General features: G+C 41.0%; 23 protein-coding genes and 1 other RNA gene. 12 read left to right on the plus strand and 12 right to left on the minus strand.

The window, feature by feature from the left end:
* Positions 1-225: dihydroneopterin aldolase (locus GSQ84_RS14715; protein ID WP_174238665.1), on the minus strand; the 225-nt coding region annotated here is incomplete at its 3' end.
* Between the two features lie 135 nt (positions 226-360).
* On the opposite strand from GSQ84_RS14715, the gene GSQ84_RS14720 reads away from it, so the two are divergent.
* The 4 genes from GSQ84_RS14720 to GSQ84_RS14735 are packed head-to-tail and all read left to right on the plus strand — an operon-like array spanning position 361 to position 2699.
* Positions 361-1551, plus strand: a complete 1191-nt coding sequence (locus tag GSQ84_RS14720) for an acyl-CoA dehydrogenase family protein (RefSeq protein ID WP_158798168.1) — start codon at positions 361-363, stop codon at positions 1549-1551.
* A 56-nt stretch (positions 1552-1607) separates the two neighbouring features.
* A complete protein-coding gene (locus GSQ84_RS14725) occupies positions 1608-1991 on the plus strand; it encodes an SRPBCC domain-containing protein (protein ID WP_158798031.1) in 384 nt (127 codons plus the stop codon).
* Between the two features lie 18 nt (positions 1992-2009).
* Complete coding sequence (locus GSQ84_RS14730; protein WP_158798032.1) at positions 2010-2222, plus strand: hypothetical protein; 213 nt, start codon at positions 2010-2012, stop codon at positions 2220-2222.
* A gap of 51 nt (positions 2223-2273) precedes the next feature.
* Positions 2274-2699, plus strand: coding sequence for a GNAT family N-acetyltransferase (locus GSQ84_RS14735; protein ID WP_158798033.1), 426 nt, complete (start codon positions 2274-2276; stop codon positions 2697-2699).
* Between the two features lie 14 nt (positions 2700-2713).
* On the opposite strand, the gene GSQ84_RS14740 is transcribed toward GSQ84_RS14735, so the two are convergent.
* Both GSQ84_RS14740 and lysA read right to left on the minus strand, forming a co-directional pair.
* Positions 2714-3301 carry a hypothetical protein gene (locus GSQ84_RS14740; protein ID WP_158798034.1) on the minus strand — a complete coding sequence of 196 codons (588 nt, stop codon included), beginning with the start codon at positions 3299-3301 and terminating at the stop codon, positions 2714-2716.
* Between the two features lie 352 nt (positions 3302-3653).
* The gene (lysA, locus tag GSQ84_RS14745) at positions 3654-4805 is read right to left on the minus strand and encodes a diaminopimelate decarboxylase (protein WP_158798035.1); all 1152 of its coding nucleotides are present in this window, start codon (positions 4803-4805) and stop codon (positions 3654-3656) included.
* Between the two features lies 1 nt (position 4806).
* Here lysA and GSQ84_RS14750 point away from each other — a divergent pair, with 1 nt between their 5' ends.
* Positions 4807-4983 carry a hypothetical protein gene (locus GSQ84_RS14750; RefSeq protein ID WP_158798036.1) on the plus strand — a complete coding sequence of 59 codons (177 nt, stop codon included), beginning with the start codon at positions 4807-4809 and terminating at the stop codon, positions 4981-4983.
* Between the two features lie 8 nt (positions 4984-4991).
* Here the strand turns inward: GSQ84_RS14750 and GSQ84_RS14755 are convergent, their stop codons facing one another.
* Positions 4992-6305, minus strand: coding sequence for an aspartate kinase (locus tag GSQ84_RS14755; protein ID WP_158798037.1), 1314 nt, complete (start codon positions 6303-6305; stop codon positions 4992-4994).
* A 246-nt stretch (positions 6306-6551) separates the two neighbouring features.
* On the opposite strand from GSQ84_RS14755, the gene GSQ84_RS14760 reads away from it, so the two are divergent.
* A complete protein-coding gene (locus GSQ84_RS14760) occupies positions 6552-8285 on the plus strand; it encodes a phospho-sugar mutase (RefSeq protein WP_158798038.1) in 1734 nt (577 codons plus the stop codon).
* A 74-nt stretch (positions 8286-8359) separates the two neighbouring features.
* On the opposite strand, the gene GSQ84_RS14765 is transcribed toward GSQ84_RS14760, so the two are convergent.
* Together GSQ84_RS14765 and GSQ84_RS14770 are read right to left on the minus strand one after the other, a co-directional pair.
* Positions 8360-9373, minus strand: a complete 1014-nt coding sequence (locus GSQ84_RS14765) for a LacI family DNA-binding transcriptional regulator (RefSeq protein WP_158798039.1) — start codon at positions 9371-9373, stop codon at positions 8360-8362.
* Between the two features lie 407 nt (positions 9374-9780).
* The gene (locus GSQ84_RS14770) at positions 9781-10539 is read right to left on the minus strand and encodes an SDR family NAD(P)-dependent oxidoreductase (RefSeq protein WP_158798040.1); all 759 of its coding nucleotides are present in this window, start codon (positions 10537-10539) and stop codon (positions 9781-9783) included.
* A gap of 155 nt (positions 10540-10694) precedes the next feature.
* On the opposite strand from GSQ84_RS14770, the gene GSQ84_RS14775 reads away from it, so the two are divergent.
* Both GSQ84_RS14775 and GSQ84_RS14780 read left to right on the plus strand, forming a co-directional pair.
* On the plus strand, positions 10695-11621 hold the full coding sequence (locus GSQ84_RS14775) for a DnaJ C-terminal domain-containing protein (protein ID WP_158798041.1): 927 nt from the start codon (positions 10695-10697) through the stop codon (positions 11619-11621).
* A 25-nt stretch (positions 11622-11646) separates the two neighbouring features.
* Positions 11647-11946 carry a chaperone modulator CbpM gene (locus GSQ84_RS14780; RefSeq protein ID WP_158798042.1) on the plus strand — a complete coding sequence of 100 codons (300 nt, stop codon included), beginning with the start codon at positions 11647-11649 and terminating at the stop codon, positions 11944-11946.
* A 312-nt stretch (positions 11947-12258) separates the two neighbouring features.
* Here GSQ84_RS14780 and GSQ84_RS14785 read toward each other — a convergent pair whose 3' ends face one another.
* The 6 genes from GSQ84_RS14785 to GSQ84_RS14810 all read right to left on the minus strand — a co-directional run bounded on the left by GSQ84_RS14785 (position 12259) and on the right by GSQ84_RS14810 (position 17188).
* Entirely contained in the window at positions 12259-13230 is a 972-nt protein-coding gene (locus tag GSQ84_RS14785; protein ID WP_158798043.1) for a D-glycerate dehydrogenase, read from the minus strand.
* A gap of 3 nt (positions 13231-13233) precedes the next feature.
* Positions 13234-14958, minus strand: a complete 1725-nt coding sequence (poxB, locus tag GSQ84_RS14790; protein WP_158798044.1) for a ubiquinone-dependent pyruvate dehydrogenase — start codon at positions 14956-14958, stop codon at positions 13234-13236.
* Between the two features lie 55 nt (positions 14959-15013).
* Complete coding sequence (locus GSQ84_RS14795; protein ID WP_158798045.1) at positions 15014-15151, minus strand: hypothetical protein; 138 nt, start codon at positions 15149-15151, stop codon at positions 15014-15016.
* Between the two features lie 107 nt (positions 15152-15258).
* The gene (locus GSQ84_RS14800) at positions 15259-15693 is read right to left on the minus strand and encodes a hypothetical protein (RefSeq protein WP_158798046.1); all 435 of its coding nucleotides are present in this window, start codon (positions 15691-15693) and stop codon (positions 15259-15261) included.
* 117 nt (positions 15694-15810) lie between these two features.
* A complete protein-coding gene (locus tag GSQ84_RS14805; protein ID WP_158798047.1) occupies positions 15811-16182 on the minus strand; it encodes a hypothetical protein in 372 nt (123 codons plus the stop codon).
* A gap of 4 nt (positions 16183-16186) precedes the next feature.
* Positions 16187-17188: a beta-ketoacyl-ACP synthase III gene (locus GSQ84_RS14810; protein WP_158798048.1), complete on the minus strand. Its 1002-nt coding sequence runs from the start codon at positions 17186-17188 to the stop codon at positions 16187-16189.
* A gap of 99 nt (positions 17189-17287) precedes the next feature.
* Between GSQ84_RS14810 and GSQ84_RS14815 the strand changes: the two genes are divergently transcribed.
* The 4 genes from GSQ84_RS14815 (at position 17288) to GSQ84_RS14830 (ending at position 20277) form a co-directional block, all read left to right on the plus strand.
* Complete coding sequence (locus tag GSQ84_RS14815; protein WP_158798049.1) at positions 17288-17941, plus strand: SCO family protein; 654 nt, start codon at positions 17288-17290, stop codon at positions 17939-17941.
* A 3-nt stretch (positions 17942-17944) separates the two neighbouring features.
* A complete protein-coding gene (locus tag GSQ84_RS14820; protein ID WP_158798050.1) occupies positions 17945-18364 on the plus strand; it encodes a c-type cytochrome in 420 nt (139 codons plus the stop codon).
* A gap of 45 nt (positions 18365-18409) precedes the next feature.
* An RNA gene (rnpB, locus tag GSQ84_RS14825) (RNase P RNA component class A) lies at positions 18410-18794 on the plus strand.
* Between the two features lie 79 nt (positions 18795-18873).
* The gene (locus tag GSQ84_RS14830) at positions 18874-20277 is read left to right on the plus strand and encodes a sigma-54 dependent transcriptional regulator (protein ID WP_158798051.1); all 1404 of its coding nucleotides are present in this window, start codon (positions 18874-18876) and stop codon (positions 20275-20277) included.
* The last annotated feature ends 198 nt before the right edge of the window (positions 20278-20475 follow it).

Here is a 20475-nt window from a genome sequence, read left to right on the forward strand (position 1 = left end):
AACCACAGATTCCAACATTTTCTTAGTGCTCCCCATTTCTTCCAGGATAATATTATTCAAAACTTCGTAATTCACCGTCCGCTGTAAGTCTTCTGTATCGCCCGAAGGGGTAAACGTCACTTCAACACTCACCAGGAATTCAGTTCCGGTGAGCTGCTCTTCCGGATAATACCCATGTAGTGCGAAACATCTGACATCATTTAAAGCAACGGTTTGTAAAAACATAAGATCTGATCTGTTTGACAAAATTAATTTTTTGATTGGTTTTAACCAGCCAATTACCCGAAATTATTACCTTTGAATACAAGCTCCGGCAATACTATCGGGCACGAGCTGATTCAACCAAATATAGTGTATACCATGAACAAATCCGGAAAGAAAGACCTTTACGAAGCACCTGATTATTACCTGCTCGACGAATTATTGTCGGAAGAACATAAAATGATCCGCTCTGCGGCGCGCGATTGGGTGAAAAAAGAACTGAGTCCTGTGATTGAAGATTATGCCCAAAAGGCAGAATTTCCCGCTCAACTGCTCAAAGGCTTAGGGGAGATCGGTGCTTTTGGCCCCACTATTCCTGTTGAATATGGAGGCGCAGGACTGGACTATATTGCTTATGGTATCCTGATGCAGGAACTGGAACGTGGCGACTCAGGAATCCGTTCTACCGCTTCTGTACAGGGCTCGCTGGTGATGTATCCGATCTATGCCTATGGGTCTGAAGAACAGCGCCGCAAGTATTTACCAAAACTGGCTACCGGGGAGCTCATGGGATGTTTCGGACTAACCGAACCTGACCACGGATCAAATCCAGGAGGAATGTCAACCAATATCAAAGATAATGGAGATCATTACCTGCTGAATGGTGCCAAAATGTGGATCTCCAACGCCCCCTTTGCAGATATTGCAGTGGTTTGGGCAAAGGACGAAACAGGAAAGATCAGAGGAATGGTAGTTGAACGTGGAATGGAGGGCTTTACCACGCCCGAAACACATAACAAATGGAGCCTTAGAGCTTCGGCCACGGGAGAACTGGTTTTCGACAATGTGAAGATACCTAAGGAAAACATATTCCCAAACGTATCTGGGTTAAAAGGCCCTTTGGGCTGCCTCAACCAGGCGCGTTACGGCATAGCCTGGGGTGCATTGGGTGCTGCAATGGACTGCTATGATACCGCTTTGCGTTATTCCAAAGAGCGTATCCAGTTTGGCAAACCCATTGGTGGTTTCCAGCTGCAACAGAAGAAACTTGCAGAGATGATCACGGAGATTACCAAAGGACAACTGCTGGTTTGGCGGTTAGGTGTACTGAAAAGTGAAAACAGGGCCAGCGCAGAGCAGATCTCCATGGCCAAAAGAAACAGTGTAGAGATTGCACTGGATATTGCCAGAAATGCCCGGCAGATGCTAGGCGGTATGGGCATAACAGGAGAATACTCCATTATGCGGCATATGATGAACCTGGAATCTGTGGTTACCTATGAAGGAACACATGATATCCACCTGCTGATTACCGGAATGGATGTAACCGGACTGAATGCTTTTAAATAAAAACAAGGGTACAGATTCATAACAATCGTACACACCAGATAAACAATTGATACAACATGAAGACCTTTAAAAAATATTACGCCTTACCTGCAAGTCCTGAAGAAGTGTACCTGGCCATGACCAAAGCACAAAGTATTCAACTCTGGACCGGTGCCGATGTAGAATTCACCGAAGAACCAGGTACTGAATTTTCCTTCTGGGACGGCGATATCGTAGGAAAGAACATCGAATTTGAGTTTGGCAAAAGAATTGTACAACAATGGTACTTCGGAGAAGAGAACGAACCATCTATTGTGACCATTAAACTGCATCCTGATAAAAAAGGTACTTCACTGGAATTTGTGCAGACCAACATTCCTGATGAAGACTATGATGACTTCACATCAGGAATTACAGAACACTACCTGGGTGGTTTAGGTGATTTCTTCGAGGAAGAATAAACCTCAAACAAACAAATTATGAACAAAAGTGTCGGACTCATTTTAATCGTTATAGGTGCCATCCTGCTGATCTGGACAGGCTTTACCTATAACAAAAAAGAAAAGATTATTGATGCAGGCCCTATACAGGTTTCTGCCGATAGACAAAAAACAGTAAACTGGCCACCCTATGCCGGAGGTATTGTATTGCTGGCTGGCGTTGTTATTTTCGTGAGTGCAAAAAAATCATAAGAACAATCCCTAAAAAAATTATGCAACTGAACATTTCCAACGTATTCAAAAATGGGAATCAGAAAAGCTAAAGAACAGGATGCTTCAGCAATCAGGACTTTACTGGAACAACTAGGTTATCCTACCCCGGATGGCTTAGTGGAAAGTAAACTGTCCCGAATGCTGGATCATCCTGATGAGCGTCTATTTGTATATGAAGAGGATAATGCGGTCATCGCTGTAATGTCCCTGCATTTTGTACCACAGCTAGCGCTTATAGGTGATTTTGCTACGATCAGCTATTTCGTTGTGGACGAAACAATAAGAAGCAAAGGTATTGGAAAAGCAATGGAAGAGCATTGTACCGCTCTTGCAATAGAAAGAGGCTGCGAAAAAATACAGGTGCATAGCAATATCCGCCGCACCAAAGCACACCAGTTTTATGAACGTCAGGGATTTCAGGAATCCAGTAAAGACTTTTTCAAAAAACTAAACTAACACTGTTTTCTAACTTAATTCATTAGTCCTGCTAAACTGCCCCTTAGATGAATAGTTCTTTTCTTTTGAAGGTTCTCTTCTGACTTGGTAGTAATATTAATGATAGTCATTTTCAGGGATGTATTTTTTAGAGAAGGTATGTCATCAGAAGTGATAACACTTATTCCTAAAATATAATTCTCATCAATTTTTCCAGGTTCACCTTCAATCATTTTATCATCTAACATGTATAGTGTAGCGGGATAAGGAGTTTTTACATACTTATCTTTTATCTCCTCTAAAGTCAGAAAATGGTAGGATTTAGTTTTAGAGCTAGTCAGATATATTCTATTAAAATCTGACCCCTTAATTACAAAAACATTTTTAAGATCACGAATATCAAGGATGGGTACAGTTTCCCCCACCTCAACGCTATCCATATATATCAATACTTTAAGGACTGGGTTCTTTTGATCACTCAATGGAGCACTCTTTTTATAAAAGACAGGTACTGTGGAAGGTGTTGACTGGACAGACTTAAACTGACCTGATAAATCAGTCTTAACTTGTCCAAAAGAACTTGTAGCCAGCAACCCTAATACAAGTGTAAATAACCCTTTCATATCATTAATAAATTATACCCGGTATACTTTCATAATACTGTTTCTAACAATTATGAGATTAATGAAAACACTAAACTAAATTAAGTAATTTGATATTATTTAACAAATTAAGATTTGAATCAAGGAGTATAAAAGGTTTTTAACCAAATACCTCAGTTATTCCTATATCCCCTCTTAATGGGCTTCGCATTAAATCACGGGAATAACTGAAGGTCGTATTTTTGCGAATAGTTAACCCCATCGCTACTCTAGAATTAAAATAAAAAAGGCCGCTATTTTCTGACATGCATTCCTTACTTCTAAGGAATGAGGAAGAAAATAGCAGCCTTTTTTATTTTAACCCGAGAAGAAACTACTCGCTAAAAACGAACCTTAATTCTTCCCTCAAATTGTAGTGCGAACTCATCACTTCGCCATAAGCACCAGTACTTCTCAAAGCAATCAGATCTCCCCTTTGCGTCTCCTGCAGCAAAACTTCCTTACCAAAACAATCTGTGCTCTCACAAATAGGCCCTACTACATCATACTTAACTGATGCAGCCGCATCCTGTTTCGTAATATTCTCTATCTGATGATAAGCCTGGTAAAGCGCCGGGCGCATTAACTCGGTCATACCCGCATCAAGGATGATAAAATTCTTTGTCTTTCCATTTTTCACATACAGCACCTTACTGATCAGTGAAGAACACTGACCTACCAAAGCCCTGCCCAATTCAAAATGGACCTCCTGATTATCGCGTTTCTCCAGAAAATCATTAAAAATCTTAAAATAAGCTGTAAAATCAGGGATTTGCTGCTCAGGATGATGATAATCAATTCCTAAACCGCCACCAACATTTAACACCTTTACCACAAACCCACGTTCTTCAAACCACTGCGAGAACTCATTCACGCGGATACAAAGGTTCTTGTACACATCCAGGTTGGTGATCTGTGAGCCGATATGAAAATGTATACCGATAAACTCAAGCTGTGCACATTGTTTCAACGTATCTGCACATGCTGGAAGATCCCATGAATTGATACCAAACTTATTCTCATCCAGACCAGTGGTAATATTATGGTGCGTATGCGCATCCACATTCGGATTGATCCGGATCGCCACTTTAGCTATTTTATTCTTCTTTGCTGCGAGTTCGTTGATTACTTCCAGCTCCTGGATAGACTCTACATTAAAGCAGAAAATATCCTGGTCCAGGGATTCATTGATCTCTTTATCCGACTTCCCAACCCCGGCAAAAACTACTTTACCAGCATCAAAACCCATCTCTAAAGCCTTCTTCACCTCATTGCCACTTACACAGTCAGCACCTAATCCGGCCAGTCTGATCTTTTTTAATAAAGTAGTATTAAAATTTGCTTTCATCGCATAATGCACATGAAAATCATAAACCTTTGCTGCTTCAGTACAAGAATTTAGAGTTTCCTGTAATAAATTGAGGTCATAATAATAAAAAGGTGTTTCTAAATCTGCAAATTGCGATCTATCTTTGTTGGAAAACATAATGTTTAAATATCTTATTGTATTTTGTTTAATTGGATTGTTGTTAATTTACCTGGGCAACTACTTCGATCTTCAGCGTGAAAAAATCAGCAGGAAAGAATATGACCGGAGGATCAGGTTTTTCATCCTGCTCATCTTTATCATTATAGCCGCCCTCGCCTACATGCGCAGGAGGTAACCGTTCTTCTATTCGAAGATCCGGTTATGTAAACTTCTTAATGCTTCCATTTTATCTTCAGTATTCACCAGCAGGGAAATGTTATAGTGACTTCCACCATAAGAGATCATGCGGATAGGGATATGTTTTACCGAATCCAGCACCCTTGCTGCATAACCATGTTTCTCTGCACCGAAATCACCTACCACACACACAATCGTCTGGTCCCTGTCCAGTTCTACAGAACCAAAAGCATGAAGCTCTTCTACAATCTGATCCAGGTTATCCGTAAAATCTATTGTTAATGAAACAGCAACTTCAGAAGTCGTGATCATATCAATAGGTGTTTTATAACGCTCAAAGATTTCGAATATCCTTCTCAGGAAACCATAAGCCAAAAGCATACGGCTTGACTGTATCTTAATAGCAGTAATTCCATCCTTTGCAGCGATAGACTTGATCTTTCCCTTTTCACTTTCTGAAGAGATCAGCGTGCCCGCAGCCGAAGGTTCCATGGTATTCAGCAAACGTACCGGGATCTTATACTTAGCAGCCGGAAATACCGATTGTGGATGAAGGATCTTTGCACCAAAATAAGCCAGCTCGGCAGCCTCATCAAAAGAAAGATGAGAAATCGGCTTCGTGCCCTTCACAATCCGCGGATCGTTATTGTGCATACCGTCGATATCTGTCCAGATCTGTACTTCCTCGGCCAGGATAGCTGCACCAATCAAAGAAGCCGTGTAATCACTGCCACCGCGGCGCAGGTTATCCACTTCGCCAAAACTGTTGCGACAAATGAAACCCTGGGTAATAAACAACTTGTTCCCTTTATTTTTCTCCAGTAAAGGTGTTAAATTGGCTGTGGCGAAGGGTATATCAGGTTCATTGTCTTCATCAATTTTCATGAAATCCAGTGCCGGCAGCAATACTGAAGAGATGCCAATAGATTTTAAATAGATATGATAAAGAGTGGTCGACAACAACTCGCCCATGGCCAATACCACTTTCTCTTCCGCTGGGGTGAAAATATCGTTTGCCAGGGTGGTTAAAAACTGAAAATGATAATCGGCCACTTCCTGTCCCTGCTCACGAAACTCCGCTGCAGGAAGCAGTTCAGCTACAAATTCATTATATTTTTGACATAGGGCGTTAATTAAAATTAACGCCCCCTGTTTATCTTCCTTTAAAAGTTTGCCTGAAATTTCAACTAAACTATTGGTTGTACCAGACACTGCTGATAAAACTACAATCTGTTCTTCCGCCGGATTAATAATATCCAGCAACTTCGTCATACGCTCGGGGCTTCCGACAGAAGTTCCGCCAAACTTTAATATTTTCATTTCTTTTAGTGGTTTTAATTATAAACTGAAAAATACAGCTGCTATTATTTTTTTGAGGCAGATATTTTTAATTCAATTTATTTGGTATATAATTGCATTGGGGCGTGAAATTAATAAAACGTGCTTAATAATCATGCTATAAATCAAACAAATTGGGAGAATAGTCCATTTTTATGCATTAGCAAAAACAGACTGCTTCCTTTTTTCGTTTATAGATCAAGAAGAATCTAATAATTAACTGACAATATGCAACTAGAAGCAGCTACACAGAGTACCATTAATGAATGGCTTAATGGTAATTATGACCAACAAACAAAAGAAGAAATCCAGCAACTGATCGATAAAGAAGCCTCCACAGAATTAACGGATGCTTTTTACAGGAGTCTGGAATTTGGTACTGGCGGTCTGCGTGGTATTATGGGTGCCGGATCAAACCGGATTAATAAATACACTATTGGTACAGCTACTCAGGGATTAAGCAATTACCTGCTTAAAAAATATCCCGGACAAAAAGTTAAAGTTGCGATAGCACATGACAGCAGGAACAACTCAGATTACTTTGCTAAAATAGCGGCTGACGTATTTTCAGCTAACGGTATCATTGTTTATTTCTTTTCTGCATTGCGTCCTACACCAGAACTTTCTTTTGCCATCAGGGAACTGGGCTGCCGCAGCGGAGTGATGCTTACTGCTTCACATAACCCTAAAGAATATAACGGATATAAAGCTTATGGTGCCGACGGAGGCCAGTTTACTTCTCCTGATGATACCATGGTCATGGACGAAGTTGCTGCGATCAAAAGCATTGATGAGGTTAAATTTAACCGCGACAGCAGTCATGTAGAAATCATTGGTGAAGAAATTGACAGGTTATACCTGGAGCGCATCACAGCACTTTCTGTATCTCCTGAAGCAATCTCCCGTCAGAAAGACCTGAAAATTGTTTATTCTCCTATCCATGGTACAGGTATCACTTTGGTACCTCAGGCCCTGCACAGGTTTGGTTTCAGAAACCTTACCCTGGTAGAAGAACAAAGCACACCTGATGGAAACTTTCCTACAGTAGTTTATCCTAATCCCGAAGAAAAAGAAGCCTTAACACTGGCTTTGAATAAAGCCAAAGAAATTGATGCCGACTTAGTGCTGGCTACAGATCCGGATGCGGACAGAGTAGGTATTGCCGTAAAAAATAACGATGGTGAATTCGTACTATTAAACGGTAACCAGACCGGAAGTTTACTGATCAACTACCTGCTTACTGCATGGCAGGAAAAAGGAAAACTAGACGGAGATCAGTATATCGTAAAAACGATCGTGACCACTAACCTGATCGATGCAATTGCGAAAGCTAAAAATGTAACCTGCTACAATACCTTAACAGGATTTAAATTTATTGGCCAGCTGATCACCAGCCTGCAGGGAAAGAAAACCTTTATAGGTGGTGGAGAAGAAAGTTATGGTTACCTGATCGGTGAATTGGTTAGGGATAAAGATGCTGTGATTTCTTGTGCGTTTATCGCTGAAATGACAGCTTTTTACAAAGATAAAGGCAGTAGCCTGTATGACGCTTTACTGGACATGTATGTAGAATATGGCCTGTATAAAGAAGAACTGGTGTCACTTACTAAAAAAGGAAAAACAGGTGCAGAGGAAATTAAGGCCATGATGGAAAAATTCAGAAGCAACCCTCCCCTAACCCTTGGCGGATCTAAAGTAAGCCTGTTGAAAGATTACGAGCTGGGTGTAGAAACTGATCTGGCAACCGGTGAAAAAACGAAACTGGATTTCCCTAAGTCTGATGTACTTCAATTCATCACGGCTGACGGAAGTATCATTTCTGCCCGCCCATCTGGCACAGAACCTAAAATCAAGTTCTATTGCAGTGTGAACGGCCCTTTGGCAGATAAATCTCAGTTCGCAGCAGCGGATGCAGCTTTAGGAGCTAAAATAAAATCATTAATGGACGATTTGCAGGCTTAGTTTACCCAAGCCTGATATAACAAAAAAGGAAGATCAATTGATCTTCCTTTTTTTATGTTTTGTATTCCAGAAATCTATCGCTCTATCAATCTGGAAGATAGTACTACCTTATTCAATTGCTGTTCTTCAAAAGATTCTGATATCGTTAAGCCCTTTAAGATCAATGATATCACCTGGTCGGCAATTTCTTCTGTCGGTTGTTCTACCGCACTGATGCTGGGTGAATGTAACTGGAAGATATCATGATCATCATAGGCGATTACCTTAAAGTCCTTATCAATCTTTTTATTCATCTCTTTAAAGCAGAATAACCCCCTTACCGCAAGATAGTTTGTACCGAATAGTACCGCATCGATCTGCGGATTTGCTGTAAAAAAATCAATCAGGTCGTTAGTGGTCTCTTCTGCGGTATTCGAAAAAGGAATTAATTTACAGATATTTGGATCTGCCTTAATCTTACTCGCTTTTAATGCTTTTTCATAACCAGTAAAACGATCTTTGATTTGTTTTACTTCTACATCAACGTTGACAAAGGCTATATTTTTCTTTCCCTTCTGAATAAGAAATTGGGTGGCTAAAAAGGCTCCTTCCACGTTATCAATCAAAACAGAGCTAACCTCCAGGCCTGGCAAATTACGGTCAAATACCACCACTGGTGTACGGTCTGTAAGCAGCTCCCTGATATCTTCTTCCATACCCACCATAGGTGCGATAATGTAACCGTCAACCTGTCGTGATTTAAACATTTTTATCAGGCCCCTGGCTTTGTCAAGGTTATTCTCCGTACTGGAATAAATGATCTTATATCCATGTTTGTAGGCCTTATCTTCAATTAACCTGGCTATGGATGCGAAAAAAGGATTAGAAATATCTTCTACAATCAGTCCGATGGTTTTGGTGTTTCCAGTACGCAAACTTCTTGCTACCTGGTTTGGCTTAAAGCCTAACTCCTTAATTATTTTCTCCACCTTGGCAATCATCTCCTGGCTGATCCGCATTTTCTCTGCTTTGCCATTCAAGATGAATGATACTGTGGTAATAGATACATTTGCCTTCTTGGCAATATCCTTTATGGAAAGGGGTTTCATCGCGTTATTTTGGTTAAGGTGAGCAAGCTAAAAAAATATATTCTAATTAAAAAACAGTCTCAACTGTCTCATGAAATTTTCTTTTTGCTTTTTATTAAACGGTTACATTAATGATTGAGATTGTAAAGAGTAAAATCAAAAAATAATTTAACGCGGCGAGGCCCGAACGAATGTAAAGATGGAAGATTTGACTGTAACTATTGGAGAGCATCTATTCATAAAATTAAGTAATTAGCTGTAATAAAACCTTTACTAGCAATCTATGAAAAAAAATTAACGCTGAGCCATTAAAAACACATTTTGTAACCGCAATAATACTCCTTTTAGTGCTAAAACAAAATACCCCGGCCATAAGATTACGACCGGGATGCTCTGGTATATGAATTCTTTTATGTTTTACTGATCTGCTAAACGCTTAATCCGCCATCAATCACCTGTGTGGTACCGGTAATAAACTGGCTGTTATCAGACGCCAGAAATAGAGCGAGCTGGGCAATTTCTATCGGTTTTGCATATCTTCCCAAAGGAATGGTCTGCTCTAAACCTTTTTTAGCTTCTTCACCTTTGCCGGGAGCAAAACCATCTTCCAAAGAGCGCATCATCCGGTTATCAACCGGAGAAGGGTGGATAGAGTTTACCCTGATCTTTCTTGGCGCCAGCTCTACCGTCTGGTTTCGCATTAAACCTATCACTGCGTGTTTACTAATTGTATAGGCACTTACATCCGGTGTACCGGAAATACCAGCTACAGATGAAGTGATAATTACACTTCCTCCGTCATTCATTGCAGGCACTACATATTTACAGCCTAACCACATTCCTTTTACATTTACGGCGATCACCTTATCAAAAATATCTTCAGGATATTCTGGAAGTGGTTTCACCACACCTTCAATACCAGCGTTATTAAAGAACACATCGATTTTCCCAAATTTAGCCAGCGTTTCTTCGGTGTAACGCTCCACATCAGCTGATTTGGTAACGTCTGCAACACTGAAGATCACATTATCACTGTTCAGTTCGGCTACTGCTTTTTCCAATGCCTCCTGACCCATGTCTACTAACACCACTTTTGCACCTTCTGCCAAAAATAATTTTGCAGTGGTTAAACCTATACTTCCGGCACCGCCGGTAATAATTGCGACTTTATTTTCTAAAATATTCATAGTTGTATGATTATACATGTCATAACATCTAAACATATCTAATGTTTTATTCCCGTTTCATCATTATGTCATAATTATATTCCGTTTCAATTAAAACTCCGGGAGGGATTATTAGTTATATAATCAGTAAATTTGTGTACTGATATTGAATACATATGGCATACATTGATTATTATAAAGTTCTGGGTGTAGATAAAAAAGCATCCCAGGATGATATTAAAAAAGCATACAGAAAATTAGCGCGGAAGTATCACCCGGATTTAAATCCTGATGATAAAGAGGCGAATAAAATGTTTCAGCAGATAAACGAGGCAAATGAAGTATTGAACGACGTTGAGAAGCGTAAGAAATATGATGAATACGGGGAGAACTGGAAACATGCCGATCAGTTTGACCAGTCTAAACAATCCGGAGGAGGCAATCCTTTTGGCGCCGGCGGACGTGGCGGCTTTGGAGGCGGCGGTGGTTCAGGAGGTTTTGGTGGTGGATTTGGAGGAGGCGACTTCTCAGATTTCTTTGAATCGATGTTCGGTGGTGGCGGTGCCCGATCAGAAAGAAATTCTGCTCGGTTTAAAGGTCAGGATCTGCAGGCGGAATTGAAAATCTCTTTCAGGGAAGCTTCGCAGGATCATAAACCTACGATCACCGTAAATGGTAAAAACCTAAGGATTACTATTCCTGCCGGAATTGCAAACGGACAAGTGATAAAACTGAAAGGACAAGGAAGCCCGGGTGTAAATAATGGCCCCAACGGAGATCTGTTCCTGACCATTACTGTAGCAGAAGACCCTTTGTTTAAAAGATTGAATGATGATCTTTACCTGAATAAGGAGATAGATCTTTATACCGCTATACTGGGCGGTGATGTTACTGTAGACACACTGGATGGAAAAGTAAAACTTAAAGTACCCGCAGGTACACAGAGCGACACTAAAATAAGGTTAAAAGGTAAAGGCTTCCCGCTTTACAAAAAAGCCGGCGAGTCTGGAAACCTTTTTGTAACTTATATCGTTAAAATACCTGTAAACCTGACCACAAAACAGACTGAATTATTTAAAGAATTGCAGGAGCTGTCAAAGTAAACAGCTTCATTAATTTGATTATCCTATGGAAAAAGAATTGCTAACAATAAGTGAATACTGCATCAATTATACTGTAGACCCTTCTTTTATTGATGCACTTGAAGAATCAGGATTAATTGTTCTCACCGTAATTGACGACCGCAAGTTTGTACATTTTGAGCAGCTGCAGGAACTGGACCGTTATATCCATTTCCATTATGATCTGGAGATCAATATAGAAGGTATTGATGCGATCATGAACCTGCTCCAAAAGGTTAAACATATGCAGCATGAAATTAAACTGCTCAAAAATCATATTCACCTGCATGAACCAAACAGCTTATAGTTTTTAAAAAGAAAAGGGCCGGAAAATTTTCCAGCCCTTTTCTTTTTAAGGTCTAATCTTAATGATGTCCTTTATGCGCATGATGTCCATGGTGACCATGGTGTTTAGGATGAGCATTTACCGCTGTGAAGCTGAATGTAGCCAAAGCCACAACCAATAGTACTTTTAAAGTTTTCATAATATCTTTTTATAGTTCAGCATTTGACAACCTCTGTACAGCTTAGTTTAATTGTAAAAAGTTAAAAAAACCTGGCTTTAAGTAACAAAATAAGTGATGAACTAAAGATCATCTACAGGATGAACAACCTACTTTTACTGATAAATCTCAGGATTTACCAAATGAGGAATTTTTTTACCGTTTAATCCGGCAATAATATTTTCCGCAGCCAGCTTAACCATGGCATCCCTGGTTTCTACGGTGGCAGATCCGATATGCGGCAGTACCGCCACATTGGGCAGGCGCAGCAATACGTTGTCTGCATGCATAGGTTCCGGGTTGGTTACATCTAATCCCGCTCCCCAGATGATCTTCTCCTGTAAGGCTTTAATCAGGTCCGTTTCGTTATGGATCGCCCCTCTTGCCGTATTGACAAAGATCGCCCCCGGTTTCATTTTTTTAAAAGCCTCCAGGTTAAACTTCCCTTCCGTATCTGGCGTAAGTGCAGTGTGTACGCTGATCACATCGCTTTGTTGCAGCAGTTCATCAAATGACACCAGTTTAGCTCCCAGCTCTTCCTCTGCTTCAATGTTTTTACTTCGGTTATGATAAATGATCTTCATTTTAAAAGCCGCGGCACTGCGCCTGGCCATTTCCATTCCTATCTTGCCCAAACCGAAAACACCCAGCGTATTACCAGTCAGCGCCCTGCCCAGATTAGCTGTCGGCTCATGGAAATTCCACTTTCCTTCGGTGATGGTCCGGTTTAAAAAGAATGCATTTCTGGAAGAGGCCAGCATCAGCAAAAAAGCAGTATCAGCGGTAGCTTCACTTAGCACTCCCGGGGTATTCCCTATTGGAATTTTAAGTCGTGTTGCAGTTTCTATATCTACATTATCGTATCCTACAGAATTTAGCGCTATAATTTTAAGGTGGGCGCTGGCTTCAAGAAATTCACGGTTTAGCTGTTGCCCGCTATTGAGCAGGGCATCCGCCCAACGGCATTCTTCAATCAGTTCTTCGTTGGTCAGCTTTCTTTTCTCTGTCCACTGTTTTACTTTAAAACCTGCAGCTTCTAAAAGCTGCAGGCCTGCTTCAGGAATGATCCTGGTCACAAATACGTTCATCTGTTATTTATTCAAAAAATTTGAGCTTAGGGTATCCCATACTTCTTTACCATCCCCTAAAAGGGTTTGTTTCAGCATATAAATTCCAAATCCTTTGGCTTGTTCAAAATCTATTTTGGGCGGCATAGAAAGCTCTGCCTGATTCACCACTACATCCACCAGAACAGGTCCGGGGTGTGCCAGTGCTTCAGCGATGGCAGCTTCTACATCTTCAGACTCTTCCACCCTGATTCCCTTGATGCCTATAGCTTCGGCCATTTTAGCAAAATTAGGGTTCTTCAGGTCGGTTGCATAAGGTGGCATGCCTACTACTTTCATTTCCATGGCCACAAACCCCAGTGAACTGTTGTTATAGATCACAATTTTTACTGGCAGGTCATATTGGAAAATAGTTAAAAAATCTCCCATCAACATGGCAAATCCACCATCACCTGATAAAGAAATTACCTGTCTGTCTGGATAAGCAAGTTTTGCCCCTATCGCCTGCGGCATTGCACTGGCCATAGATCCATGATTAAATGAACCTACCAGTCTTCTGCCGGCTTTCATATCGATGTAACGCGCTGCCCAAACACTTGGCGTACCCACATCAACAGTAAATATCGCGTCGGCAGCGGCCTGCTCACTGATAATTCTTGTCAGGTATTCCGGATGAATTGCTTTTCCTTTAACAGGTTTGGCATGTTCCATCAGGTTTTTTCTGTTATCTTGATAACGTTCCTGGCATTTCTCCAAAAATGAAGTATTGGTAACTTCTTCTACAAAAGGAAGTACCGCTTTAAGGGTTTCCTTCACATCACCAGTCAGCCCAAGGTCAATCCTGCATCTCCTGCCCAACCGCTCAGGACGAATGTCAAGCTGTACCACTTTGGACTTCGCTGGATAAAATTCTTTATAAGGGAAATCTGTTCCCAGCATGATCAGCAGGTCGCTTTCTTCAATGGCATGGTAACCTGAAGAGATACCAATTAATCCGGTCATCCCTACATCGTAAGGATTATCATATTGTACATGTTCTTTTCCGCGCAGGGCATGCACAATCGGCGATTTGATCTTTCCGGCAAAGGCCAGTAAAGCGTCATGTGCACCGGCACAGCCAGCACCGCACAACAAGGTTACTTTTTTTGCTTCATTGATCAGCTGTGCCAGTTTCTGCAACTCCTCATCCCCCGGACGAACCGCAGGACGGGTAGTGAAAATGGTATGTTCCAGTTCTTCATTTTCTGTCTTCAGATTCGCGATATCGCCGGATAAGCTGATCACTGCCACACCACTCTGGCCAATTGCAGTCTGCATGGCAATCTGCAATATCCGCGGCATTTGTTTTGGCGAGGCGATAGTTTCGCAATAATAACTGCATTCCCTGAATAAAGACTCGGGACGGGTTTCCTGGAAGTAGGATGTACCGATCTGCTCACTTGGAATCTGTGCTGCAATAGCCAATACCGGGGCATTACTTTTATGCGCATCATATAAACCATTGATCAGGTGCATATTTCCCGGTCCGCAGCTGCCTGCGCATACCGCCAATTTACCTGTAAGCTGTGCTTCTGCACCCGCAGCAAATGCTGCTGCCTCTTCATGGCGGTAATGTATCCACTTAATTGTTTTTGAATTTTTGATTTCGTCTACGATCCCATTCAGGGAATCGCCTACTACTCCGTGTACATGCTTAACACCAGCATGTTCTAATATTTCCACTAAGCTGGCCGCTACTGTTTTTGCCATAATTTTACTAAAAAAGGAAAGCTGCCTTTGCGGGCAGCTTTCTTATTGTTATTGATTATCTTTTGTTTGAACTTCTGCACCAGGCAGGCTGCCTGTTTTCTACCGGTATAGGAGAAACTTTTAACTGTGTTCCCAATAATGGCTTTCCTGTTAACAGGCGCAATAAGGGCAAAAAGAATTGAGCTACTTTCATAATTGAACGATTTACTTAGGGAAAACCAATATATATAGAATTTGTTTGATAAACCGTTTTTTAATGACAAATATTCTACTATTTGGCTTTAAATGACAAAAAGACCATTACTTCTTGAATTTACTGAGGTAAACATCAGAAGATTTCACTTCAATTTTATAGATGCTGTCTATCCGGCCAATTTTTACACGCTCCCCTTTAAAATACTTTACGGCATCCTCGTTGGATTTCCCTGTAACATCAGGCTCAAATTTATGCATCCAATCGTTCATCAGGTCTTCTGTATGGTTTAAACTTGTCAGCACGTTCTTTATTGCCTCTTTCTCTTTCAGCGTATCTATCGCAGGGAACTGCTGTTTTAGAACTTTCAGATGTTTGAGCATCTCATCCAGCTTAATCTGGTTATTCACCAGTTTGGTATGGTCTTCCATTACAATATCATGGAACTTCATTACTTCGTCTCTTTCAGTTTTATAATTTACCTGCTGCGTACAGGCAGTTACCCCGATAAACAGGGTAAATAGATATAATGATTTCTTCATTTGATTAAAATTTAAAGTTAAGAATCCGCCAAAAACCGGCTGCATCTAAGATACTGCATAAAAAAGCAGCTCATGGCTAAACCCGGCTATTAACAGCAACAGGTATAGAGAAAATGATCAGGCGGACTGTGGAGGTTGAAAGATAGTATTGACCTGAGCTACAGGCATTCCCGTATTATAAGGAACGCGCAGCTGTATGATCTGGATAAGATATTGTCTGAATATAAAAGGCTGCGAAACAATGGCTTGCTGCAGCTGTATTTTTTGAAATTGGTGATCTTGCTTCTGCTCTTTTTCCTGCGCCTGTCTAAGTTTCCTCATCAGGTAACAGTTACCATTACAATGGAGCTGAGGTTTATTCCTGTTTACACACAATTCCTTTGCCACATAAGTTCTGTTCATTTCAAATCCTGCGAAGACAAATAATCCCGACAGGCTCACTGAAACTGAACATAACAACAGCAAAAGGACAGTGAGACGTGTAAACATAACGTTACTTCCTTAATTTACCCCATTTCAGATAAGTAGCTCCCCAGGAGAAACCAGCACCAAAAGCGGTGAGCAGCAGGTTATCATTTTCTTTAAAATCTTCTTTAAACTCCCACATGCACAAAGGAATAGTTGCCGCAGTTGTATTACCATAACGCTGGATATTCACTTTAACCTGGTTTTCTTTCAGGCCTAATTTATCCCCTACAGCCTGAATAATCCTTAGATTAGCCTGATGCGGGATCAGCCAGTTGATATCCTGGGTGGCGAGTTCATTTCTTTCCATGATCTCTGAGCAGGTTTGACTCATACCTTCTATAGCAGCTTTGAAAACTACCCTGCCATTCTGAGAAATATAATTTAGTTTTTTATCTATGGTTTCACACGACGATGGGTTCAGTGAACCACCGGCAGTAACAATCAGATGTTCTTTACCTACACCATCAGTTTTGAAAACATTGTCTACCAACCCAACTTCTTCTTCCGTTTGCTCCAATAATACAGCGCCGGCGCCGTCACCAAAAAGAATACAGGTATTTCTATCCTCGTAATTTACAATGGTGCTATTGGCATCTGCACCGATCACAATTACATTTTTATAGCGGTTACTTTCAATTAAACTTGCACCAAGGGTCAACGCATATAAAAAACCACTGCAGGCCGCATTGGAATCAACACCCCATGCATTTTTTAACCCTGCTTTTTCACATACGATACTTGCTGTAGATACCATGATGTAATCTGGTGTTGCAGTAGCTACAATTACACATTCGATTTCATCAGGATTTATATGACTATCTTCAAGCAATCTTTTTACTGCCATAGTAGCTAAATCGGATGTAGCAAGGGAATCATCATTTAAAATTCTTCTTTCATGAATGCCTGTTCTTGAAATTATCCAGTCGCTATTTGTATCCACCATTTTTTCCAGGTCATGGTTGGTTAAAATAGTGTCCGGTACATATCCTCCCAAAGCTGTTATGGCAGCATTATATCTCTTTCTCATTAAGTATTACAATTCTTGGGGCAAAACTAATAAATATTTACAGCTACGTTACACTTTATTTTCATAGTAATGTACCTTTGGCTGCACAATCGTTATATTATGAAATTCAGACAACCATTCCTTTACACCTTCCTGCTGATATCAATATTATTTGCTTCTTCCTGCAAACCGCATAAAAGCCTTCCTATATATGGTATGAGAGATACTAAAGCAATTAAAAACAGTGATGGTTCTGCCGGTGTGGATACGGTTTATCAAACAATTCCAGCATTTAAACTCCTGAACCAGGATAGCGTATACATTACAAACGAGCATTTTAAGAATAAAATATATATTGCTGATTTCTTTTTCACTTCCTGCAATACCATTTGCCCCATCATGCACAGGAACCTTAAAAAGATCTATGGGAAATTCGCAGACAACCCTGATGTGATGTTTCTATCCCACACCATCGATTTTAAATATGACACTCCTTCCAGACTCAAAACATACGCACGCAAATTAGGAGTAGACGGCCCGAAATGGCAATTTGTTTACGGCCCTAAAGATACAGTCTATGGGCTGGCAACAAAAAGTTACCTGGTTTCTGTTGAAGCAGACAGTACCGACAAACAGGGATATGTACACCAGGGTTATCTGGTGCTGATCGATAAAGACAGAAGGATCCGCGGCGCTTATGACGGAACCAATCCGGAGCAGGTAGCTCAGCTGGAAAAAGATATTCCCGTTCTGTTAGCCGAAGACAAGAAATAGAAGATGCGAAAATTATTGATATTCAGCACCGTATTGCTTACCCTGATCAGTATGCTCTACTCCTGCCAGACTGCCGAAAAGGTAGAGCAGGACGCCTATTATGTTAACGGACGTGATATTTACATTGCCCAGTGCCAGAATTGCCATGGTGAAAAGGGCGAAGGACTGGCAGAACTCAGTCCCCCGATAACAGATACGGTATGGATGAAGAAAAACAGATCGTTATTGGCCTGTATCATTAAACATGGTTATGCTACCCCTGTCACTATTCATGGCAAAGTATATGAAGGCAAAATGCCTGATTTTAATATGGCCGATATAGACCTTACTCAGATCATTGTTTATGTGACCAATACTTTTGGCCATAAACAGGGCAAATACACTACTGAGCAGGTAGCCAAAGACCTTCAAAATTGTAAATAACAAATGGTAGCCGTATTCTTGGTCAGGTTTCCTATCTTTGCGCAAAATGCAAGCTGTTCTATCGCTGTAAGCTGCTTTGCAACTTAAAGAGGAAAGTCCGGGCAACACAGAGCATCCCGCTTCCTAACGGGAAGAGGTTTAGGAATGAATACCTGAATTATGGAAAGTGCCGCAGAAAGTATACCGCCGATGGCTTTTAAGCACAGGTAAGGTTGAAAACGTGAGGTAAGAGCTCACGAATTTTCCGGGCGACCGGAGGAGCTGGTAAACCCCGGGAGTTGAAAGACCAAATAGGCTGACGCATGTAGGGCTGCTCGTCCGATGTCAGTGGGTAGGTCGTTAGAGATAAATGGCAACATTTATAGTAGATTAATGATAGAAGCCTTAATTCATTAAGGTACAGAACCCGGCTTATAGGCTTGCATTTTTTTTATTTTATCAGTATTTATATATATTGATAATTAGTAAATATATTCGTGTCCAGTAAAAAAGAGATTTAGTTGATATCTATGGCAAAATTATTAATAATTGATGATGAACGTGCAATAAGGAGCACATTACGTGAGATCTTAGAGTATGAGAATTACGAAGTAGATGATATTGATAATGGCATTGACGGTCTGGATCTAATTAAAAAAAAGAAATACGACCTCGTTTTATGTGATATTAAAATGAATAAAATGGACGGTATGGAAGTGCTTGAACTGGCACTGGCCTATAGCCCCGACCTTCCTTTTATCATGATCTCCGGTCATGGTACCGTAGAAACTGCCATCGAAGCCAGCAAAAAAGGAGCCTTTGATTTCATCAGCAAACCACCCGATCTGAATCGTTTACTGATCACGGTAAGGAACGCGCTCGACAGAGGCAACCTCGTTACCGAGACCAAAGTATTAAAAAGAAGAGTAAGTAAAACCAGGGATATCCTCGGTAGCTCTGAAAACATCAATAAAATTAAGGAAACCATTGAACGTGTTGCCCCTACCGAAGCCCGCGTACTGATCACAGGCGCCAATGGAAGTGGAAAGGAACTCGTTGCCCGCTGGCTGCATGAAAAATCACACCGCTCAGAAAGCCCGCTCATCGAAGTAAACTGTGCGGCAATTCCATCAGAGCTAATCGAAAGTGAATTATTTGGTCATGAGAAAGGATCATTTACTTCAGCAGTAAAACAACGCATCGGTAAATTTGAACTGGCCAATGGCGGAACCCTATTCCTGGATGAAATTGGCGACATGAGCCTTTCTGCCCAGGCAAAAGTACTCCGTGCCCTGCAGGAACATAAAATTACCCGTGTAGGCGGAGAAAAAGAATTAGAGGTCAATGTACGTGTGCTTGCCGCAACAAATAAAGACCTGATGAAAGAAATTGAAGACGGTAACTTCAGGATGGATTTATACCACCGTCTAAATGTGATCAACATCCACGTACCGCACCTTACTGAACGTCGCGAAGACATTCCTGAAATCGCCATGAACTTCCTGGAAGAGATCTGTAAAGATTACGGTATGCCCGTTAAAAAGATCAGTGAAGCCGGTATGATCGCCCTCCAGAACCTACCCTGGACAGGAAACGTGCGTGAACTGCACAACATGATTGAGCGTCTGATCATCCTAAGTGACAAAGTAATCACCGACCACGATGTAACTGCTTTTGCCAATCCCGGAGGAGGAACTAACATCGGAGCAGCAGGCAGTAGCAATGGAAGCAGCAGCGCAGCTGTTCTTTCTACCAACTACGATAAATTCACCAACTTCCAGGACTATAAAGATTACGCTGAAAGGGAATTCATCAAATTCAAACTGGAAAAAAACAATTGGAACGTCTCCAAAACCGCCGATGATATCGACATTCAACGCAGTCACCTGTACAGCAAAATCGAGAAATTCGGCCTGAAAAGAGTAACGGAATAAATAAAAGTATTTAATAAAAAAAATCCCTTCAAGTATGCTGAAGGGATTTTTTTATGCCAAAATCAATCCAATAAGTCAGTTTAGGCATCAATCAATAAGTCCAGTATAAGCGTCATCAAAGTATGCTCCCTGCAGCCGGACTCCCCCCAGCGGATAGACTTGAAAAAAATAAGGGAGAGGTGTTTTACAGGCATTCGA

The sequence above is a fragment of the Pedobacter sp. L105 genome (assembly GCF_009765875.1).
Taxonomy (GTDB): Bacteria; Bacteroidota; Bacteroidia; order Sphingobacteriales; family Sphingobacteriaceae; genus Pedobacter.

Coding starts and splice junctions, on each gene's coding strand:
- GSQ84_RS14815 (WP_158798049.1), top strand. CDS start 17,288: ATGAAATTCAGACAACCATTCCTTTACACCTTCCTGCTGATATCAATA.
- GSQ84_RS14830 (WP_158798051.1), top strand. CDS start 18,874: ATGGCAAAATTATTAATAATTGATGATGAACGTGCAATAAGGAGCACA.
- GSQ84_RS14740 (WP_158798034.1), bottom strand. CDS start 3,301: ATGAAAGGGTTATTTACACTTGTATTAGGGTTGCTGGCTACAAGTTCT.
- GSQ84_RS14800 (WP_158798046.1), bottom strand. CDS start 15,693: ATGAAGAAATCATTATATCTATTTACCCTGTTTATCGGGGTAACTGCC.
- GSQ84_RS14725 (WP_158798031.1), top strand. CDS start 1,608: ATGAAGACCTTTAAAAAATATTACGCCTTACCTGCAAGTCCTGAAGAA.
- GSQ84_RS14730 (WP_158798032.1), top strand. CDS start 2,010: ATGAACAAAAGTGTCGGACTCATTTTAATCGTTATAGGTGCCATCCTG.
- GSQ84_RS14765 (WP_158798039.1), bottom strand. CDS start 9,373: ATGAAACCCCTTTCCATAAAGGATATTGCCAAGAAGGCAAATGTATCT.
- GSQ84_RS14780 (WP_158798042.1), top strand. CDS start 11,647: ATGGAAAAAGAATTGCTAACAATAAGTGAATACTGCATCAATTATACT.
- GSQ84_RS14720 (WP_158798168.1), top strand. CDS start 361: ATGAACAAATCCGGAAAGAAAGACCTTTACGAAGCACCTGATTATTAC.
- GSQ84_RS14820 (WP_158798050.1), top strand. CDS start 17,945: ATGCGAAAATTATTGATATTCAGCACCGTATTGCTTACCCTGATCAGT.
- GSQ84_RS14750 (WP_158798036.1), top strand. CDS start 4,807: ATGTTTAAATATCTTATTGTATTTTGTTTAATTGGATTGTTGTTAATT.
- GSQ84_RS14795 (WP_158798045.1), bottom strand. CDS start 15,151: ATGAAAGTAGCTCAATTCTTTTTGCCCTTATTGCGCCTGTTAACAGGA.
- GSQ84_RS14785 (WP_158798043.1), bottom strand. CDS start 13,230: ATGAACGTATTTGTGACCAGGATCATTCCTGAAGCAGGCCTGCAGCTT.
- GSQ84_RS14775 (WP_158798041.1), top strand. CDS start 10,695: ATGGCATACATTGATTATTATAAAGTTCTGGGTGTAGATAAAAAAGCA.
- lysA (WP_158798035.1), bottom strand. CDS start 4,805: ATGTTTTCCAACAAAGATAGATCGCAATTTGCAGATTTAGAAACACCT.
- GSQ84_RS14760 (WP_158798038.1), top strand. CDS start 6,552: ATGCAACTAGAAGCAGCTACACAGAGTACCATTAATGAATGGCTTAAT.
- GSQ84_RS14810 (WP_158798048.1), bottom strand. CDS start 17,188: ATGAGAAAGAGATATAATGCTGCCATAACAGCTTTGGGAGGATATGTA.
- GSQ84_RS14755 (WP_158798037.1), bottom strand. CDS start 6,305: ATGAAAATATTAAAGTTTGGCGGAACTTCTGTCGGAAGCCCCGAGCGT.
- poxB (WP_158798044.1), bottom strand. CDS start 14,958: ATGGCAAAAACAGTAGCGGCCAGCTTAGTGGAAATATTAGAACATGCT.
- GSQ84_RS14805 (WP_158798047.1), bottom strand. CDS start 16,182: ATGTTTACACGTCTCACTGTCCTTTTGCTGTTGTTATGTTCAGTTTCA.
- GSQ84_RS14735 (WP_158798033.1), top strand. CDS start 2,274: ATGGGAATCAGAAAAGCTAAAGAACAGGATGCTTCAGCAATCAGGACT.
- GSQ84_RS14770 (WP_158798040.1), bottom strand. CDS start 10,539: ATGAATATTTTAGAAAATAAAGTCGCAATTATTACCGGCGGTGCCGGA.